Consider the following 19,213-nt stretch of genomic DNA (forward strand, 5'->3'; position numbering starts at 1 on the left):
CTGACTGGATAAAACGGGACAAATCCCATGAACTGGATCACCAATTACGTCCGTCCGCGGCTGAACTCGATGCTTGGCCGGCGCGAAATGCCGGAAAACCTCTGGATCAAATGTCCCGAGACCGGGGAAATGGTGTTCCACCGCGATCTCGAGGCAAACCAGTGGGTGGTGCCGTCATCCGGCTATCACATGAAGATCTCGGCGCGCGACCGGTTGCAACATTTCTTCGACAACGGCGTTTACGAGGTCCTCGACAATCCCGAAGTGCCGGTCGATCCGCTGCGCTTCCGCGACCAGAAGAAATACACGGACCGGCTGCGCGAGAACAAGGCGAAGACCGGGCTCGACGATTCGATCGTCAATGCGCTGGGGTCGCTCGAAGGCATGCCGATCGCCACCTGCCTGCATGATTTCAACTTCATGGGCGGATCGCTTGGCATCGCGGCGGGCGAGGCGATCGTCAAAGGCTTCATGACCGCGATCGAGAAGAAACGGCCCATGGTGCTGTTCGCGGCTTCCGGCGGCGCGCGCATGCAGGAAGGCATCCTTTCGCTGATGCAGCTGCCGCGCACCACCGTCGCGGTCGAAATGCTCAAGGAAGCCGGGCTTCCCTATATCGTCGTGCTGACCAATCCGACGACCGGCGGCGTCTCGGCGTCCTACGCCATGCTCGGCGACATCCACATCGCCGAACCGGGCGCGGTGATCGGTTTCGCGGGCGCGCGCGTGATCGAGCAGACGATCCGCGAGAAGCTTCCGGAAGGTTTCCAGCGGTCCGAATACCTGCTCGAACACGGCATGGTCGACATGGTCGTGCACCGCCACGAATTGCGGCCGACCATCGCCCGGCTGCTGCGCATCCTGATGAAACAGCCCGCGGCCACCCCAAGCTTGCCCGCGCCGGAGCCGGAGGCCAAGGCCGAGGAGCCGCCACAGGAAGCCGAGGCCGCGCCCGAAACAGCGGACGCATCCTGACCCGCCCAGACGATCGGACACCGACTTGACGATACCGGCACAGCGCCGATCCGACCCGATTGCCGGAAACGGCGCCGGTGGCGCGGCAAAACGCGAAATCGAGCGACTGGAAACCGTCCACCCGCAGGGATTCGACCTGTCTCTGGACCGTCTCCATCGCCTGCTCGACCGGCTCGGCAATCCGCAGGACAAGCTGCCGCCGGTGATCCATATCGCCGGCACCAACGGCAAGGGATCATGCGCCACGATGTGCCGCGCCCTTCTGGAAGCGGACGGCAAGTCGGTGCATGTCCACACCTCGCCGCACCTCGTGCGTTGGCACGAACGTTTCCGCATGGGCCGCACGGACGGTCCGGGACAGTTCGTCGACGACGAGGTGCTCGCTGACGCCATCCGCCGCGTCGCCGAGGTCAATGGCGACGAACCCACCACCGTCTTCGAGATCATGACAGTCGTCATGTTCGTGCTGTTTTCCGAACATCCGGCGGATGCCGCGATCGTCGAGGTCGGTCTGGGCGGCCGTTTCGACGCGACCAACACGATCAGCACTCCCGCCGTCAGCGTGATCATGCCGATCGGGCTCGACCACGAAGCCTATCTCGGCGACCGGATCGAACTGATCGCCATGGAAAAGGCCGGTATCATGAAACCGGGTGTGCCGGTGGTGATCGGCGCACAGGACAATGACGTCGCCCGAGAGGTGCTGATCGACACGGCGGAACGCAGAGGCTGTCCGCTCGCGGTCTACGGCCAGGATTTCCTCGCATTCGAGGAACATGGGCGCATGGTTTTCCAGAGCCAGGCCGGGCTGATGGACCTGCCCCTGCCCAAACTGCCGGGTCGCCACCAGATCGCCAACGCGGCGACTGCGCTGGCCGCGGTCGCGACGGCGGGTTTCGACATTCATTTCGAGACGGCCGAGCGCGCCCTGACCGACATCAAATGGCCCGGACGCATGCAGCGCCTGATCGAAGGGCCCCTGCCCGCCCTCTTGCCCGGCGGCTCGGAACTGTGGCTCGATGGCGGCCACAATCCACATGCTGCGATGATGATCGCCGAGACGCTGGCCGGAATGCAGGACCGTATCGAGCGTCCGCTTTTCCTGATCACCGGCATGATCGACGGCAAGGATGCGCGCGGCTATTTCCGCGCCTTCGAGGGCATGGCGCGGCATGTTTTCACCGTACCGGTTCATTTCAACGATGCAGGACTCGATCCCGAAACGCTGGCGCGAAGCGCGGAGGAAGCCGGGCTGACGGCCCAGCCGATGAAGGATGTCGAGGAAGTGTTGAGATTGCTCGGCGAGGGCTGGAACAGGCTTGAGCCGCCGCCGCGCGTCCTGATCGGCGGGTCGCTCTATCTCGCTGGCGAGGTGCTGCGCGACAACGGGATGCCGCCGGAATGAAAAAAGCCCGGCCGAAACCGGGCTGATTTCGATTTTCGGAAACGGTCGCCCTTCAGGCGGTGGCGTTCTTGATCCAGTCCATCAGACGCGCCTTCGGCGCGGCGCCGATCATCTGGTCGGCGATCTCGCCGTCCTTGAACATGAGCAGCATCGGGATCGAGCGCACGCCATACTGCACGGCGAGATCCTGGTTCTCGTCCACATTGACCTTGGCGATCTTCACCTTGCCTTCCATCTCCGCGGAGATTTCCTCAAGTGCAGGCGAAATCATCTTGCACGGGCCGCACCATTCGGCCCAGAAATCCACCACGACCGGCTCGGAAGACCCGAGAACGTCGCTCTGAAAATTGCTGTTGTCGATATTAACGGTCGCCATGTCGGCACTCCTTGTCTCAAAAGTCCGTCTGCATCTGGGTATCATCGACGCTGATTCAAGACCAGCGCAACATTTGCCGCAGGGTCAAAGCTGCGTGAACGAGGCGAGCGCAACATCGAGGATCGCGGGCGGCAATGCGATCATTCGAGGGCCCGCAGTATAAAGCAGTTTCGCCTCGATGGCGCTGTCCGGGTAGAGCGGCGCGACGAGCGCCCGGTAGAGCGCCATCTGGCGCAGATAGACATCGGGCACATCCGACGCGTCGGCCGGCGGAAACGCATTCGTCTTGTAATCGACAAGCAGGACGCGACCCGGCTCCACCGCGATTCGGTCGATCACGCCAGAGATCGCGCGGTCCTCGCCACCCAACCGCAATGTTCCCATCACGGGCGCTTCGGCGGCCGTGTTCTCGCCGAACAGGAGGGCATGGGCCGGATCGTCGATAATGGCGAAAGCCTGGTCGAGAATCTTGCCGATGTCCTCCGACGTCCAGCGGCTCTCGAAGCGCCGGCAATATTCGGCAGCTTTGTCGCGCCGCTCTTTCGGCGGCACGGATGGCAGCATCTGCAGAAGCCGGTGCATGGCGATGCCCCGGCGCACCGCGAGCGAGGGCGGCTCGCCACCTCCCGGCGCAAGAAGCGACGGCGCGCCAGCGGCTTCGGCCGTGTCCCGTTCGCGCTCGATAGCGATGCCCGACGCGCCGGAGGGCGAAAGTGGACGCGGCAGGGGCGGTTCCGGGGGAACCTTGTCTCGAAACGATCCGGGAAGCGCGGTCGAAGCGGGCGGTTCCGGTTCATCGCCGGATGGCGGCGCCACCGGCGCCGCTTCGGTGGCCTGGAAGCGCAGCGCCTCAAAGTCCGGATAAGAGACCGGTTGAGACCGTGATTCCAGGGCCCGCTCGACGACGGCGCGCCACGTTTCGTCGCCGCCACCGCGCGGACCGGCATAGCCGGCAACGATCAGGCGGTCGGCGGCTCGCGTCATGCCGACATAAAGCAGCCGGCGATATTCTTCTTCGGCGGCAAGCGCGACCTTCGCCTTTGCCGCTTCACCCACTCCCGATTTCACGTTGCTTGCGCCGTTCCACAGGACGGCTTCGACGCCGCTTTCCGATTCGACGTCGAGAAATGCACCCGTATTGCGCGAACTGTGTGGCGGCGCACCACGATCCACCAGGAAGACGACGGGCGCTTCGAGACCCTTGGCGCCGTGCACCGTCATGATGCGCACCTGTTTCTGCGACGGGTCCATCTCGCGCTTGATGACCGGGCTCGCCGACTCCAGAACGGAGACAAAGTTCTGCAGCGACGGGAGACCGGCTCGCTCCTGCGCGAGCGCGAAGCGCATGAATTCATCGAGCATGTCGGGCGTTTCCGGTCCGAGCCGGCCGACCAGCCTTTCACGGCCGCGCTCGGCCGCGAGGATCTCCGCGTAGAACTCATAGACCGGCAGGTGCCCTGCGCGCTCCCGCCAGCGCGCAAGCGTGGCGTGAACATCACGCAGCACCGCATCACCTTCCGCCATATCCGCGAGTGCTTCGAACAGGGTCGCATCGCCCCGATCGTGGGCCAGGCGGAACAGGGCTTCCTCGGAGAGGTCGAACAGCGGCGAGCGGATCAGGGCGGCAAGCGACAGATCGTCGGCAGACTGGAGCACGAATTTGGCGACGGCAAGCAGGTCAAGGACCGCGATATGGTCCGTCATCTTGAGCCGGTCCGCACCCGCGACATCCACGCCCTTCTCCTTGAGCGCGCGCGACAGGGTGGCGATGAACCCGTCGCGGCTCCTGACAAGGATCAGGATGTCGCCGGCCGTGACGGGATTGCCGGTCCCTTCCAGCCTCTCGCCCGACTCGATCCATCCGGCGATCGTCGCGGCGACCCGCTCGGCGACCGTGACTGCGGCGGGGCGCGGCATATCGACTGGCGCGGTCCAGTCTTCCTGTTCGCCGCCATCCTCGTCGCGCACCAGCGGCCAGACCTCGACCCGTCCCGGCTGGCCGCTTCGCAAGGATTTGTGCCGGATCTCGCTGCGGCCATAGGCGACGCCGCGCTTGTTCGTTTCCGATTCGAACACGATATCGACGGCTGTAAGCACATCCTCCGTCGAGCGGAAGGACGTTTCCAGCGGCACGTCACGAAACGCGTCCTCGCCATGGGCGGCTTTGGCGAGGTCCCGCACTGCATCGCCGGTCTCGCCGAACAGCTTCGGGTTGGCGCCCTGGAAGGAATAGATCGACTGCTTTTCGTCACCGACCGCAAACAGGGTCCGCGTCACCTCGCGCGCAGCCTCGCCTGAAAAGAACTCGTCGGACAGCGCGCGAATGACCGCCCACTGCTCGGGGCTCGTATCCTGCGCTTCGTCGACGAGAATATGGTCGATGCCCTGGTCGAGCTTGTAGCGCACCCACGCGCCGACATCGGGTCGCGCAAGCAGGCTGGCCGTACGGCCGATCAGATCGTCAAAATCGAGATAGCCTCGTGACCGCTTGAGCGCTTCATAGCCGGCTAACAGCCTGTCGATCACCGTCAATGCGGCGAGCGTGTTTTCGATCTGGGCGAGCAGCGCCGACCGGTCGCGCGCCGTTATGACGGCCGCCAAGGCTTCGGCGTGGGCCGGTTCGAAACCCGGCACGGCCTGCACCGCCTTGTCCTTGATCAGATTGCCCGTCGAACGCGGCTCGCCATCCTTCTTGAGAAACAGCGATTCCAGTTGGTCAAAGGGGTCCGTCGCGCCGAGCGCATCGAGAAAGCCCTGCGCAAAATTGCGCCCGGTCTTCGTGGACACACCGGCGGCCGCATCGAGGACGTCACGCATGACGGGCGCAAGGGCGCGCAATTTTTCGACCGCATCTGCAGCGAAGCGGTCCGGCGTGTCATCCGGCCGGAATCCGAAGATCTCTCGGTAGAAAACCGCGCGCTCGCCGTGTACTCCAAGGCCACGCAGGAAATTGGTCAGCTTCGAGCGATTGCCGACCGCCTCGTCGAGAAGCCTGTCGAGGCCGCTTTCCCCGGCAAGGTCGATGACGGTTCGGAACGCCTCGGCAGTCTCCGCGCCATCGCCGCGGTCGATGCGCGACAACATCTCGGCGCGTGCCTCGCCGATCAATGCCGCGATCATGTCTTCGTCGAGCTGTTCGAAATGACCGGGCACGTTGGCTTCAAGCGGGAAGCGATGCAGCAGCGCGTCGCAGAAGGCGTGGATGGTCTGGATCTTCAGCCCGCCGGGGGTCTCGAGCGCCCGGGCAAACAGGCAGCGGGCGAAAGCGATCCTGTCGCGATCCGGCGTGCGGTCCTCCAGCTTCGCCAGCGCGTCGCGCAGCTCCGCTTCCGGCATGGTGACCCATTCGCCCAGGCGCTTGAAAACGCGGTCCTTCATCTCGGCGGCGGCGGTCTTGGTGTAGGTCAGGCAGAGGATGCGGGAGGGGTCCGTTCCCGACAACAGAAGCCGGATCACGCGCGTGGCCAGCACATAGGTCTTTCCCGAGCCGGCATTGGCCGACACCCAGACCGACCGTTCCGGGCTGGCGGCGATCTTCTGGCGCGACAGTGTGTCGGTGTCCGGCAGAACCTTGCGCGGTGCCTCACTCATCGCCGGTCCCTTCGGATGTACGCCATTCCTGTACGCGGGCGAGATGATCGTAGTCGCCCGTGCGGTCGAAGCTCTTCTGCGGCATGCGCTGCGAGAGGTAGCCGGTTGTTTCGGCTCCGTAATACGCCAGCATGGCCAATAGCTTCTCCCAGGCGCGTTCGCTGATGTCGACCGGATCGATCGGCCCGTTTTCCCGGTCGCCCTTCAGGACGTCTTTTTCCGTCACCGCGCCTTTCGCGCCGACCTGCACATAGGCCATGGCGGCAGGGTCCGCTTCGCGAAGGCCCAGGAAGGCGCCACGTCTCAACAATGCGCCTTCCAAGGGCAATTGCGGCGCGAGGAGCGCGGCAACCATGCGGGCACTCGGCAGCGATCCGGTCTTGAAATCGATGATGTCGACGCCTCCTCCGGGCCTGACATCCATGCGGTCGGCGCGGCCCGTCAGGCGGATACCGGTCGGCCCGACTTCCGTCGGAACCGCCTTGACCTCGGCGTGGCGGTCTCCAGCCGAAACGAAGCGCTCCGCTTCCCACTCGACCAGTCCGGCGACTGCGGTCTCGACGCGCGGCCACCATGTCGCGCGGATGTCCGGCGGCAGTTCCTCCGCATCGAAGAGCCGGCGCGCCACGGCAAGCGTACGTTCCAGCGCGTCGGGCGCAAACGGATCGATCTTTTCGGTAACCGCGGTTTCGAAGATCGCGTGGAACAGCGAACCGCGTTCCGCCGCACCGGGATCGCGCACCAGTTCCTCGACCGGGCGCAATTTCAGAACCTTCTTCGCATAGATCGCATAGGGATCGCGGATAAGGGTCTCGACTTCCGTAACGGATAGGGATTTCGGACGCGCCGACAACGGCGGGGCAAAACAGGGGCGCGGCGCCGGTCGTGATGTTATCCCGGCCTCCATGGTGCGTGCGAATCCCAGATAGCGATCGCCGGCAGACTTCATCGACTTGACGGTTTCTTCGCCGGCAAAGGTCATGAGCCTTTGCAGCCAGCGCGAAGCAATGGAGGGCGCGCCGTCGGCGCGTTCCGACCGCGACAGGATCACTCGTTTCTGGCCCATCGCCATCTGGAAATCATGCGCAGCGAGGCCGATCCGGCGTTCCGGCGGTTCGAGGCCGAGACCTTCCTTCATGCCGCGCGTCAGAAACTGGTCATTCTGGGTCTGGCGCGGCCAGACGCCCTCATTGAGGCCACCAAGGATTATCAGGTCGACGGTTTGCAAACGCGCCTCCAGCGTACCCCAGATGGAAATGCGCGGATGTCCGCCCGGCGCGGGTTTGACCGCAAGATCGGCGATCAAAGCGCGCACCGCCTGCGGCCAGTCGTCAGGCTCGAGAAACAGCGGTACATCGCAGGCGACGAGCCCGGACAGGAAATTCCGCAGCATCGCACCGGATTCGCCATCATAGAGCGGATCGTGAAAGCCGGTCTCGTCGCCTGCCAATGTCTCCAGAACGCGTATCGTCGCGGCGACAAGCGCATCGAGCGGGACGGAACCATGTCGTGCGACGAGGTCTGCAAGCGGTGCCAGTCCGGCTTCGATACGCGCGGCGAATTGCGTCAGGCGGTCGAGATCGTCTGACGTCAGGGCCGCCAGCCACGGCGGGAGATAGACACCATCCTCGTCCTCGCGGGCGTGCTCCTTCTTCCGCTTCTCCACGAGCGTGACAAGGCTGTCCGGCCCGATGCGTCCGGTTCCGCCGCGCAGGATCGCCATTTCGAACAGGCTGGCCAATGCCGCATGATCGTCCGGCGTCGCGCCAAGCGCCACAAGCGGATGCTTGAGGAGAGCGAGGAGCGCGGCGGGGTCACCGGGATTGAACACGGTCTCCAATGCGAGTTCGAGCAGGCGGCCCTGCGCGGTCGATGCCAGCGGCGTGCCGCCCGTATCGGCGGCAGCGATGCCGTAGCGCGCCAGTTCGGCGGCGACGCGACGCGCCAGTTCCCGGTCCGGAGTCACGAGCGCCGCGGTCGCCTGCGGATCGGCGACTGCCTCGCGCAGCGCCGCAGCGATCGACGCCGCCTCCAGATGCTCGTTCGGCGCCTGCAGCAAGGCGACATCGTCGAAGGCGATATCCGCGACCTCCCGGCGCGTTTCGGTCCAGCGGTCGGTGACCGGCGATGGGCGCAAGCTTTCCGACACCCACAGTCGCCGCGCGGCCAATGAAGCGGATTCGGGGCGGCCCAGCGTTTCGACCTGCTCAGGTGCGATCCCGATCCGTCCGACGAGCTTGTAGAGCCCATATTGCGGATGACCGATAACGGAGGCGATATCCTCATCGCCGGTCAGCAGCGCCCGCGACGCGTCGTCCATCGCACCGTCGAAACCCGGCAGGACGACCGCGCCCGACGGCAGCCGGGCAACGGTTGCAATCAATTCGGCGGTCGCGGGAATCGTGCCCGTCGAACCGGCGACGATAACCGGCCCTTTCGGCGGATTGCGCGCCAGACGCGCCGCCTCGGCGAGGAGCCGGCGATTGCGGTGTTCGCCCGGATCGAGCGCTCCCCGCCCGGCCAGAATATCCGGCCATTCACGGCGCATGATCTCCAGAAAGGCGAGAGTGACTTTCCACCACTCCGACAGTTCCGCCGTTTCGAGGCCGGAAATCTCGGAAACAGGCACCTGACCTGTGGAGAACTGGTCCATCAGCGCGGCGAGATCCCGCGCCAGCCAAAATGCGTCGGCGGTCGAGACCGGCGTCTCGATGGCTTCGCCGCCATAAAGCCTCTCTACATCGACCTTCAAATGCTTCGTCCATTGCCGAACCAGCGTGCCGAGCAACAGGAGCCGCTCTGTGCTGTCGATGGCGGGCGGTATGTCGATAAAGCCCGTCTCACCGCTCTCAAAGAAATCGACATCCTCGTCGAATTCGCCAAGCGGGCGGATATGCGGCAGCAAAATCGTCTCGCCGCCGAGATGGTCGAGAAAGGCCGAGCGCATCTCGCGGGCGGCGCGGCGCGTCGGCACATAGATCGATACGGTGGACAATCGCAACGGATCGCCGCCAGGGCTGAAGCCCGGCACCAGATCCCCATCGCAGAGCGCGCGTGTCACCGCCGGCAGGAAGGCTATGCCGGGTGCAACGGAATAGACGCGTGGATGGACATATCCGGCCAAGACAGTTCTTTCGATCGGGAAGCGAATCCGGGCACAGTTTCCATGGCCGGGCAGGACCGGTCAATCGGCGCGCTGTGCCTGCAATTGTTCCAGTTTGCGTTCCGCCGCCGGAAGAGCCTCCGGCGTGCCGACCGTGAACCAGTGCCCGTCGGCCATCACGTGACCAAACAGGCGGCCTTTGGCGATCGCGCGATCGTAATAGAGGTTGAGCGAATGCGGTTCGGCGGTCGCGCCGTCAAAGATCGCGGGATTGTAGATCGTCGCGCCAGCATAGAGCAGGCCCGCCGGATCAGTCTTGTCGGCAAGCCGCGTCAGGCGGCCTTCTTCATCCATCTCGAAATCCCCGCCGCCCGCGTGGCCTGTCGTGTCTTTCAGCTGGCAAAGCATCAGGAGGATGTCCATCCGCGCCGGATCGAAACCCGCCATCATGGCAGCAAGGTTGGGCGCTCCCCATTCGATCCAGAACGTATCGGCATTGAGCAGCAGGAAGGGATCGTTTCCCAGCAGCGGCAGCGCCTTGACGACCCCGCCGCCGGTTTCGAGGATCCGGTCCGTCTCGTCACTGATCGTCACAGGCGGATGGGCACGGGCGCGGCAATGCCCGACGATTTGATCCGCGAGGTAGTGAACATTGACCACGGCATTCTCGACACCCGCCGCTTCGGCGAGATCGAGACTGCGGTCGAGCATGTTGCGCCCGCCAACGGGAACAAGAGGTTTCGGGATCGTCTCCGTGATCGGACGCAGCCGCTTGCCGAAGCCTGCCGCCAGGATCATCGCTGTCTTGATGCGCATGCTCATTGCCGCGGTCCGATCCCGGCGTCGAGGATGCCGTACTTGTCGTACCAGGCCGCGAGCCCGGCAAGAGCGGGGTGGGCGAGGCTTTCGCGCAGATAGGCCTGCAGGCGCGGAATGTGGCCGAGATAGGCGGGCTTGCCGTCCCGTTCGTCGAGACGCACAAAGATGCCGAGGATCTTGGTCGCCCGCTGGGCGGCGAGGATCGCGAAGGCGAGGCGGAACGCCGCCTCGTCGAAACCGCCCTGCGCGGTTCGCGCCGCGCAATACCGGTCGAGCAGCGTGTTCTGCAGCGAGGACGGGATATCGACGCGTGCGTCCTGGATGATAGACGCAACGTCATAAGCGGTCGAACCGATCATCGCGTCCTGGAAATCGATCAGCCCGATCCGCGCCACACCCTCGGCCGAGCCGTCCCAGATGATGTTGGGCGAGTGGAAATCACGCATGAGCAAGGTCTTCTCGCCCGCATCCACGATGGCGAACAGTTCCATCCAGAGGTCGCGGAACGCCGCCACCGCGTCGGCGGACGGTTTCGTGCCGGATATGCGGGGCAGATACCAGTCCGTCAGAAGCTCGGTCTCGATCAGAAAGGCGTCACGATCGAAATCCGCGATGGCATATGCCCTTCCATCGACTTCCAGTCGATGCGGCCAATCCCGCGCATGCATCGCGGCGAGACAATCGACTGCCGCCGCGTAGCGGTCTGGCAGAGGCATACGGTTCTCGTCCAGCACGCCGTCAGACCCAAGGTGCTCCAGAAGAACGAAACCCTGATCCAGGTCGAAGGCATGGATTTGCGGCGCCCGAAAACCCGCCTCGGCAAGGTGTCGGCCTATCGCGACAAAGGGCAGGATGTCCTCGGCGAGATGCGCGATCTGCGAATAGGGCTTGCCGTCGCGTACCGGAGGTCCGTCCGGGCGGCGCGGCGCGTTCATCAGGATCAGGAGATCGCTTCCACGCTCCACAGTTTCATAAGCGCGCGTTGACGCATCACCGAGGAGAAAACGGCGAAACCAGTCGCCGCGCCCATGCGCTTGAAGAAACGCGCGCATGGATAGGCTGCGCTCCAGCCGCGCCATGAATTCCACCGGACCGGTTAACGTCACTTCGCGGCCATCCGCGCTTTCGCCGGTTTCCTCGATTTCGAACAGGATGCTGTTTGCAGGCAGGCGGGATTCGGCGCGTTCCGGCCATTCGACAAGCGCGACGCCTTCGGCCAGCGCATCCGTCAGGCCGAGTTCGTCGAGTTCGTCTGGATCGCCGAGCCGATAGAGATCGAAATGCGATACCGGCAGGCGGAGATCGTAGGTCTGAACCAGCGTGAATGTCGGACTTGGCACTTCGAGCTTGCCTGCCGGATCACCGGCGAGCATCCGGATGGCCGCGCGCGCGAAAGTGGACTTGCCGGCACCGAGATCGCCACGGAGAAGTAAACAGTCGCCCGGCTTGAGGGCCATGGCGACATCCTGCGCAAAACGCGTCAGGGCTTCTTCGGACGGAAAGGACTGTTTCACGGGGCGGTTTCCGATGCCACGCTCGATGCCGGGCTTCTATTCGGCCGCGACGCGCGCGCCGGGCGGGACCTGGGGGAACTGCAAAATGACTTCCGTGCCGCGCTCCGGTGAGGAATCGATGGAGACCTCCCCCTGATGCAACGATACGAAGCTCTTGACCAGCGAAAGACCGAGACCCGCACCACGCTTGCGCCCCGGCTTGCCGGTTTCGAACGGATCGAAGATCTCCTTGAGCGCCTCGGCCGGAATGCCCGGGCCGCGATCGCGGACCTTGAACACGACGCCGTCCTGCAAACGCTCGCAGGTGAAGGTGACGGTCGAACCTTCCGGCGCGAAATCCGCCGCATTGGCGAGCACGTTGAACATGATCTGGCGAAGCCGGTCGGCATCGGCGAAAATGGCGCCCGTATCCGGCGCGACGCGTACCACGAGGTCGAGGTTGTGTTCCCCGAAGCGCGACGCGAGCCCGGCAGCGACCTCGCGCATCATGGGCTCGATCTCCACCTCGGCGAAATCGAGCTCCATGATCCCGGCATCGATCGTGGCCAGGTCGAGTATGTCGTCAACGATGAGCTTCAGAGCCTCGGAGGACGAGGCGATATAGCCCAGATAGTCCTGCTGTTTCTCGTTGAGCGGGCCGGTCGACGGATTTTGCAAGAGCGTCGTGAAGCCTGAAATATTGGTCAGCGGCGTACGCAGTTCATAGGAGACGTGGCGGATGAAGCGTGTGCGAAGGAGCGCCGTCGAGACTAGCGCTTCGTTGCGTTCGCGAAGCGCCCTTTCGACCTCCTCCGTCGCAGTAACGTCCACAAAGGTAATCATTGTCTGACCATTGGGCAGCGGCACGACCATCCATGACAGGATCGTGTCACCGACGGCCCAGCGACCCGTTTCGTCGGCACGGTCGTCGCTGAAGCCGGTGACCATCCCGGCAAACTGGCGCCATGGCTCTGCATCACCGAGGCGCTGTCGACAGGATTCGGCGATCTCACGGATATGGACCGATTCCTTTTCGAGCAGCTCTTCGATGCCCCAGAACCTGGCGAATGCAGGATTGGAAAGCCTAAGCTTACCATCTTGTCCGAACACGGCCACGCCTTCTGCCAGGTGGTCCAGCGTTTCACCCTGCACGCGCATGAGCGTCTTGTAGCGGCTTTCCAGATCGATCTGTTCGGTCAGGTTCTCGAACACCCAGGTCAGGCCGCCCTTGGGATGCGGATTGGCGACGACGCGGATCGTCTGGCCGTCGGGCAGGTACCAAACGTCTTCCTGCGGCTCGACGGCGCGATAGGCGGCGAGGATACCTTCCTTCCAGCGCCGCCACTCCGGCTTTTCCTCGAGCCGGCCGTCGGCGCGCAGCCGATCCAGGAACATCGCGTTGTCGGGCTTGGAATCGAGGAACCCCTGGTCGAGGTCCCACATTTTCTGGAATGCCTGGTTGTGGAAGCGCAGACGCGCATTCTCGTCGAACATCGCAACGGCGGTGGTCAACCGGTCGAGCGTCTCCTCGTGGCTCCGGATGGTCCTGTTGAGCTCGCTTCGCATGGCGTCATAGTCGGTCTTGTCGACGGCGAGCCCGGCCGAGCCGTAGGGCCCCTTCGCATCGGCGACGTCGTAGACCAGCCGATCTCCGCCGACGACGGTGGAGACGGAAGCCCTGTATTCGCCATCGGCCTCCAGTCCCGTTGAAATCGTCTTCAGCGCCTGATTGCCGAACAGCTCGACATTGGCCGCGATCGTGTCCGCCGAGTTGGCGTGACCGGTCGCTTCCGCGAAGGCGCGGTTGACCCAGGCAAGCGCGCCATCGGCGTTGCGCAGCCAGAACGGCGCGTCCAGTGAATCGAGAAGCGCCTGAAGGGTTTCCAGCGTATCGACGACACGATTGTGTTCGAGCGCCAGACGGGCATGCTCCGCGCGTTCCCCGGTCAGACTCTCGAAACGGACCACCGCGCTCGATCCATTGGTCCGGCCGGTCACCTCGATTGGAACGCCGTGCCGGGTCTCGACGGTATCGTTGAAAGGCCTCGCCTCGTCACGCAGCTCGGCGACAAGATGATCGATGCGCGCCGCCGAACGCGGTTCAAGCCACCGTCCGAATGCGAGGAAAGCACTCCGCTCGGCGGGCGCGCCGCTGGCGGGGTCAAGCGTGCCGATGATGACGGGTTTCTGTTCGCGGTCTTCCCAGATGATGGCGCGCTGGCCCTCGGTGGTCGCCAGCGCTTCGAGCTTGGCGACCTGGGCGTTGAGCGCGGAGACCCTGGCGCGCAGCGTCGTATTCTGGCGCGCAGTGCGGCCGCGCTCGCGGATCAGCCAGAGCGCGGAGGCGAGCGCAGCGGTCATCGCTCCGGTGAAAAGCGCGAACTGGACGACTTCCGGGGTGCCGAGATGATAGGACAGGACCGCGTCGAGGAAGGAGATCTGATCCTGCGCGGAAGCAGGGGCCGGTACAGCGAAAAGCGCCGTCGATGCGCCAAGCAGCGCAAGGCGTCCGGAGCGAAAGACGCTTCCGCCCGGTCTTCTTGCACTTTGCGATTCCGGCATTCTTCGTCCCCTCGCCGCAGGCACGCGAAACGGCCACTTTCATGTGAAGTCCGCGCGGACACTTCGCGATTTCTGCGCCGCCCGCGCGCATTCGCGAATCACCCCAAAATACCCGCACGACGAATCGGCGTGAAGCGTCAAGGTCGTAAAAAAAGGCCGAAGAACAGAATGCGTTCTCCGGCCACAATATCTGGTATGTTCAGGTATTGCTTATCAATACCTGTAGTGTTCCGGCTTGTAGGGGCCCGACGGCGTAACGCCGATATAGGCGGCCTGCTCGTCCGACAGCTCACTGAGCCGTGCGCCGAGCTTGTCGAGATGCAGCCGGGCCACCTTTTCGTCGAGATGCTTGGGCAGGACATAGACCTCGTGGCCGTATTCATCACCCTTGGTGAAGAGCTCGATCTGGGCCAGCACCTGGTTGGTGAAGGACGCGCTCATGACAAAGCTCGGATGCCCGGTGGCGTTGCCGAGGTTCAGCAGGCGGCCTTCGGACAGCAGGATCATGCGGTTGCCGCCCGGAAACTCCACCATGTCGACCTGCGGCTTGATGTTGGTCCATTTCAGGTTCTTCAGCGCCGCAACCTGGATCTCGTTGTCGAAGTGGCCGATATTGCCGACGATAGCCATGTCTTTCATCGCACGCATGTGCTCGAGACGGATGACATCCTTGTTGCCGGTGGTGGTGATGAAGATGTCGGCCGAGGAGACGACATCCTCGAGCTCGACAACTTCGTAGCCGTCCATCGCCGCCTGCAGAGCGCAGATCGGATCGATCTCGGTGACCTTGACGCGTGCGCCGGCGCCGCGCAGCGACTGCGCCGAACCCTTGCCGACGTCGCCATAACCGCAGACCACGGCGACCTTGCCGGCCATCATCACGTCGGTGGCACGGCGGATGCCGTCGACCAGCGATTCCTTGCAGCCATATTTGTTGTCGAATTTCGACTTCGTGACGCTGTCATTGACGTTGATCGCCGGGAAGGGCAGCAGACCCTTCTTCTGCAACTGGTACAGGCGGTTCACGCCGGTCGTCGTTTCCTCGGTAACGCCCATGATGGCGTGGCGCTGCTTGACGAACCAGCCGGGAGAGGCCGCCATGCGCTTCTTGATCTGCGCGAACAGGACTTCTTCTTCTTCCGAACCGGGGTTCGACAGGACATCCTCGCCCTCCTCGGCGCGGGCGCCGATCAGGATGTACATGGTGGCGTCGCCGCCATCATCAAGGATCATGTTCGACAAGCCGCCATCGGCCCATTGGAAGATGCTGTCCGTGTAGGACCAATATTCCTCCAGCGTCTCGCCCTTGACGGCGAAGACAGGCGTGCCGGTCGCGGCGATCGCTGCGGCAGCGTGATCCTGGGTGGAGAAGATGTTGCAGGACGCCCAGCGGACTTCGGCGCCGAGCGCCTTCAGCGTCTCGATCAGCACGCCGGTCTGGATCGTCATGTGAAGCGATCCGGAGATGCGCGCACCGGCAAGCGGACGCGCTTCGCCGAATTCCTCGCGGCAGGCCATCAGGCCCGGCATTTCTGTTTCGGCAATGTCGAGTTCCTTGCGGCCGAAATCGGCAAGCGAAAGATCCGCGACCACATAGTCGTTCGAATTGGACATGGGAGTACTCCGTTCGGTTTGGCGCGCTGACTAGCAGAGCGCGACCGAACTGACAATCATAATATAAGGAAATCCTTATATGCTGATCCGCGATTGTTACTCGCCCTCGCCGAACTTGTCGTCCAGAAGGGCGGCGACCGCGTCCAGCGCGGCATCGGCATCGGGTCCCTCCGCGGTCACCTCGATATGACAGCCGGGACCGGCTGCGAGCAGCATCAACCCCATGATCGACGTTCCATGAACCGAAAGCCCGTCACGGGCCACGGTGATAACGGCGTCGAACTGCTCGACCAGCTTGACGAATTTCGACGATGCACGGGCGTGAAGGCCCCGTTTGTTGGTGATTTTCAGGCTGCGCGTCGCAGTCTTCATCACACCGCCCAACGCGTCATTTCCCTGCAAGGATCTGGCTTGCGACATTGATGTATTTGCGACCTGCCTCGCAGGCTTGGGAAAGCGCTTCGCTCATGGGCTGATCCTCGCGCGCACGCGCCAGCTTGATCAGCATCGGTAGGTTCATGCCGGCAAGGATCTCGATGCGGCCGGTTTCCATGACGGAGATCGAGAGGTTGGACGGCGTGCCGCCGAACATGTCGGTTACGATGATAACGCCCTCTCCGCCATCGACATCGGCCACGCGCGCGAGAATGTCCCGGCGGCGCTGCTCCATGTCATCATCAGCGCCTATGCAGACCGTGGCGAACTGCACCTGGGCGCCCACGACATGCTCGACCGCATTCTTGAATTCTTCCGCGAGGTTTCCGTGCGTTACGAGCACGACGCCAATCATTACGTTATTTCTCCCGTCCTGCCCAACGGTGTCCGGCCGTTCGACGACGGCCACCTCCCCTCCGGGCGCCCGCATCATGATCAGCAATTTTCCCGCATGACAAGGTGTTTCCGGTCAATTCTCGGCAATCGCTTTCGCTCTGTTCGAGATGTGCGATCAGAGGATGCGATCCGACAAACCGAGCCATCCGAAGATGGCGCAGGCAGACACGGTGTGCTGGCGCATGGGAAGTGCCAGTTCCGGAAGATCGATGCCGTTGGACGAAAAGACCCGGTCCGGATCGGCGACCCGCTCCGTTTCTTCCTGCGGGCACAACAGAGCGGACAAGGCAAGGCGGGTTTGCGGTCGATGCCGGTCCGGCGCGACATTCACTATGCCGAAGCCCCTGAACTCGATCTGGCCGGCAGTCTTTTCCGGAGCCGTCGCGACCAGACCCGCTGAATCAGCATCGGGTCTCAAAAACGCATAATCGTCGGCGATCAGGGCGGATGATATGCCGCAGAGGCGGCACCGGAAGAGAAGCTCGATGGCAAGCGCTGTCTTGCCCGATCCGGAGGCGCCGCGTATCAGCACGCCGCGCCCGTCGATCTCGACCACCGTGGCATGTTCCAGCGATTGGCCAATATCGCCGGTTCCCGCATTCGTCATTCGCGCGGCAACCGCATGATGAAGCGCGCACCGGCCGGCTGACCGTCGGGGCCCCCTGGGATGTTCTCCGCCGTCAGCTTGCCGCCATGCGCTTCGACGATCTGGCGCGAGATCGACAGACCGAGACCGGAGTTCTTGCCAAACTGATCGGGCCCCGGCCGGTCCGTGTAGAAGCGCTGGAAGATGTTCTCGATGTTTTCGGCCCGAATGCCGGGACCGTTGTCCTCCACCGCGACGACCACGTGGGTCGGCGTCATGGATAGATGGACATCCACGCGACCGTTCTTTTTCGGAATGAAGGAAAACGCATTCTGAACGAGATTCGTGATGACCTGGCCGATCCGCAATTCGTGACCGTTGACATGGAAGCCTTTCGCGCCGGCCGGCAGCTTGCCTACATGAAGCTTGAGCTTCGCATTTCCCGCGGCGACACTCTGATCGAGGATACCAATCAGTTCCGAAAGCAGCCGGGACAGATCGACGGTCGATGCGTCCTCGCGAACCAGTTCGGCATCGAGGCGCGAAGCATCCGAGATGTCGGAGATCAACCGGTCGAGGCGGCGGACATCGTGCTCGATCACGTCCGTCAGGCGCTTGCGCATGTCATCGTTCTTCGCAAGCGGCAAGGTCTCAACGGCGCTGCGAAGCGATGTCAGCGGATTCTTCAATTCGTGACTGACGTCGGCGGCGAAACTCTCAATGGCGTCGATACGCGCATAGAGCGAGTTCGTCATGTCGCGCAGCGCGACCGAAAGATTGCCGATCTCGTCCTGCCGGGACGAGAAGTCGGGAATTTCCTCGCGCAGCTTGATCGAGCGCCGGACCCGCACCGCGGCGGCGGCAAGGCGGCGCAGCGGATTGGCGATGGTGCCGGCCAGGGCGATCGATAGGATGATGTTGACGATGACAGCGACCCCGAACACGCGCATCATCGCGAAACGCTCGGCCTTGACAATCTTGTCGATATCACCGCCCTGCGTCGATAGCTGCAACACGCCGAGGACCGCGCGAAAACGCTGGATCGGCACGGCGACCGAGACGATAAGCTCGCCCTGCGGGCTGATGCGAACGATCTGCGAACGCCCGCCAGCGAGCGCCGCCATCACCTCCGAATAGGCCGTCCCGCTGCCGCCCGGCTGCTCTGTGTAGACGCTCAGGTCGCGGCGGCGGAAGATACGCGAGATCAGCCGGTCGATCCGGTCCATCAGGCCCTGATCGTTGTCGTCGATCTCCGGCAGGTCGTAGCGCAGCACCTGTCCGCCAGCGTAGAGACGGCGCGAGTCGAGCAGCAGGATCGCCTCGCGGTCATAGATGCGCGCACGCGTGCGGGTCGGCGAAATCAATCGTTGAAGGACCGGGGCGACGCGCTCCGGATTGATCGGGAAATCCAGATTGTCGAACCGGTCGGCATTGGGAACGATCGACTCGCCGGCCTGCAGTTCGAGCAGCTTGTCGGGATCGATCAGGATCGCGTTGGTTTCGACATTGGCCGAGGCCGCGATCGCACCGGCTATGATCTCGCCCTGGATCATCAGGCTTTCGACGCGCGCATCGATCAGCCCGTCTCGGAACTGGTTGATGTAGAGGATACCCGACATCAACACGCCCAGCGCGGCGAGGTTGAGGAAGAGGATACGATGCGTCAGCGAGGAGAAGATGTACCCGCCGAACAGTCTGCGCAGCGGCCGAAGGAAGCCGCCCCGCGACGCGCCCGGAGCGCGCGGCGCGGCCTTTTCTCGGCCGCCGCGCGTTTCGGGTTTTTCGGTCCCGGTCCTGTAGGCGATGTGATCGGCTTCCAGCGTCATTGCGCCTCGTCTTCAGCCTCGGATCGGCGGCG

The 19,213-nt window shown here is 63.7% G+C and carries 13 protein-coding genes; 2 read left to right on the forward strand and 11 right to left on the reverse strand.

Annotated features, from left to right (window positions below; translation table 11 throughout):
* Positions 1-27: 27 nt before the first annotated feature.
* Together accD and ACQK2M_RS02880 are read left to right on the forward strand one after the other, a co-directional pair.
* Positions 28-975 carry an acetyl-CoA carboxylase, carboxyltransferase subunit beta gene (gene accD / locus ACQK2M_RS02875; protein ID WP_425416549.1) on the forward strand — a complete coding sequence of 316 codons (948 nt, stop codon included), beginning with the start codon at positions 28-30 and terminating at the stop codon, positions 973-975.
* 25 nt (positions 976-1,000) lie between these two features.
* Positions 1,001-2,380: a bifunctional folylpolyglutamate synthase/dihydrofolate synthase gene (locus tag ACQK2M_RS02880; protein ID WP_425416550.1), complete on the forward strand. Its 1,380-nt coding sequence runs from the start codon at positions 1,001-1,003 to the stop codon at positions 2,378-2,380.
* 52 nt (positions 2,381-2,432) lie between these two features.
* Here the strand turns inward: ACQK2M_RS02880 and trxA are convergent, their stop codons facing one another.
* The 11 genes from trxA to ACQK2M_RS02935 form a co-directional block, all read right to left on the reverse strand.
* On the reverse strand, positions 2,433-2,756 hold the full coding sequence (trxA, locus tag ACQK2M_RS02885; protein ID WP_223477656.1) for a thioredoxin: 324 nt from the start codon (positions 2,754-2,756) through the stop codon (positions 2,433-2,435).
* A gap of 84 nt (positions 2,757-2,840) precedes the next feature.
* Complete coding sequence (addA, locus tag ACQK2M_RS02890; protein WP_425416551.1) at positions 2,841-6,347, reverse strand: double-strand break repair helicase AddA; 3,507 nt, start codon at positions 6,345-6,347, stop codon at positions 2,841-2,843.
* Positions 6,340-9,471: a double-strand break repair protein AddB gene (addB, locus tag ACQK2M_RS02895; protein ID WP_425416552.1), complete on the reverse strand. Its 3,132-nt coding sequence runs from the start codon at positions 9,469-9,471 to the stop codon at positions 6,340-6,342. Before addB ends, addA begins: the two co-directional genes overlap by 8 nt.
* Positions 9,472-9,531: 60 nt before the next feature.
* The gene (locus ACQK2M_RS02900; RefSeq protein WP_425416553.1) at positions 9,532-10,266 is read right to left on the reverse strand and encodes a nucleotidyltransferase family protein; all 735 of its coding nucleotides are present in this window, start codon (positions 10,264-10,266) and stop codon (positions 9,532-9,534) included.
* Positions 10,267-10,268: 2 nt separating this feature from the next.
* A complete protein-coding gene (gene tsaE / locus ACQK2M_RS02905) occupies positions 10,269-11,783 on the reverse strand; it encodes a tRNA (adenosine(37)-N6)-threonylcarbamoyltransferase complex ATPase subunit type 1 TsaE (protein ID WP_425416554.1) in 1,515 nt (504 codons plus the stop codon).
* Between the two features lie 36 nt (positions 11,784-11,819).
* Entirely contained in the window at positions 11,820-14,324 is a 2,505-nt protein-coding gene (locus ACQK2M_RS02910) for an ATP-binding protein (RefSeq protein WP_425416555.1), read from the reverse strand.
* A 213-nt stretch (positions 14,325-14,537) separates the two neighbouring features.
* Positions 14,538-15,938, reverse strand: a complete 1,401-nt coding sequence (ahcY, locus tag ACQK2M_RS02915) for an adenosylhomocysteinase (RefSeq protein WP_425416556.1) — start codon at positions 15,936-15,938, stop codon at positions 14,538-14,540.
* A gap of 96 nt (positions 15,939-16,034) precedes the next feature.
* Positions 16,035-16,310, reverse strand: a complete 276-nt coding sequence (locus tag ACQK2M_RS02920; RefSeq protein WP_223477649.1) for an HPr family phosphocarrier protein — start codon at positions 16,308-16,310, stop codon at positions 16,035-16,037.
* A gap of 16 nt (positions 16,311-16,326) precedes the next feature.
* On the reverse strand, positions 16,327-16,728 hold the full coding sequence (locus ACQK2M_RS02925; RefSeq protein WP_223477718.1) for a PTS sugar transporter subunit IIA: 402 nt from the start codon (positions 16,726-16,728) through the stop codon (positions 16,327-16,329).
* Positions 16,729-16,884: 156 nt separating this feature from the next.
* Entirely contained in the window at positions 16,885-17,376 is a 492-nt protein-coding gene (locus ACQK2M_RS02930) for an HPr kinase/phosphorylase (protein WP_425416557.1), read from the reverse strand.
* Complete coding sequence (locus ACQK2M_RS02935; RefSeq protein WP_425416558.1) at positions 17,373-19,181, reverse strand: stimulus-sensing domain-containing protein; 1,809 nt, start codon at positions 19,179-19,181, stop codon at positions 17,373-17,375. The genes ACQK2M_RS02930 and ACQK2M_RS02935 overlap by 4 nt, the downstream gene beginning before the upstream one ends.
* Positions 19,182-19,213 lie beyond the last annotated feature (32 nt).

The sequence above is a fragment of the Oricola indica genome (assembly GCF_965227485.1).
Lineage (GTDB): Bacteria > Pseudomonadota > Alphaproteobacteria > Rhizobiales > Rhizobiaceae > Oricola > Oricola indica.

Bases quoted from the DNA above. Each gene is read 5' to 3' on its own strand.
- accD (WP_425416549.1), top strand. From the start codon at position 28: ATGAACTGGATCACCAATTACGTCCGTCCGCGGCTGAACTCGATGCTT.
- trxA (WP_223477656.1), bottom strand. From the start codon at position 2,756: ATGGCGACCGTTAATATCGACAACAGCAATTTTCAGAGCGACGTTCTC.
- addA (WP_425416551.1), bottom strand. From the start codon at position 6,347: ATGAGTGAGGCACCGCGCAAGGTTCTGCCGGACACCGACACACTGTCG.
- ACQK2M_RS02900 (WP_425416553.1), bottom strand. From the start codon at position 10,266: ATGCGCATCAAGACAGCGATGATCCTGGCGGCAGGCTTCGGCAAGCGG.
- ACQK2M_RS02910 (WP_425416555.1), bottom strand. From the start codon at position 14,324: ATGCCGGAATCGCAAAGTGCAAGAAGACCGGGCGGAAGCGTCTTTCGC.
- ahcY (WP_425416556.1), bottom strand. From the start codon at position 15,938: ATGTCCAATTCGAACGACTATGTGGTCGCGGATCTTTCGCTTGCCGAT.
- ACQK2M_RS02920 (WP_223477649.1), bottom strand. From the start codon at position 16,310: ATGAAGACTGCGACGCGCAGCCTGAAAATCACCAACAAACGGGGCCTT.
- ACQK2M_RS02925 (WP_223477718.1), bottom strand. From the start codon at position 16,728: ATGATTGGCGTCGTGCTCGTAACGCACGGAAACCTCGCGGAAGAATTC.
- ACQK2M_RS02930 (WP_425416557.1), bottom strand. From the start codon at position 17,376: ATGACGAATGCGGGAACCGGCGATATTGGCCAATCGCTGGAACATGCC.
- ACQK2M_RS02935 (WP_425416558.1), bottom strand. From the start codon at position 19,181: ATGACGCTGGAAGCCGATCACATCGCCTACAGGACCGGGACCGAAAAA.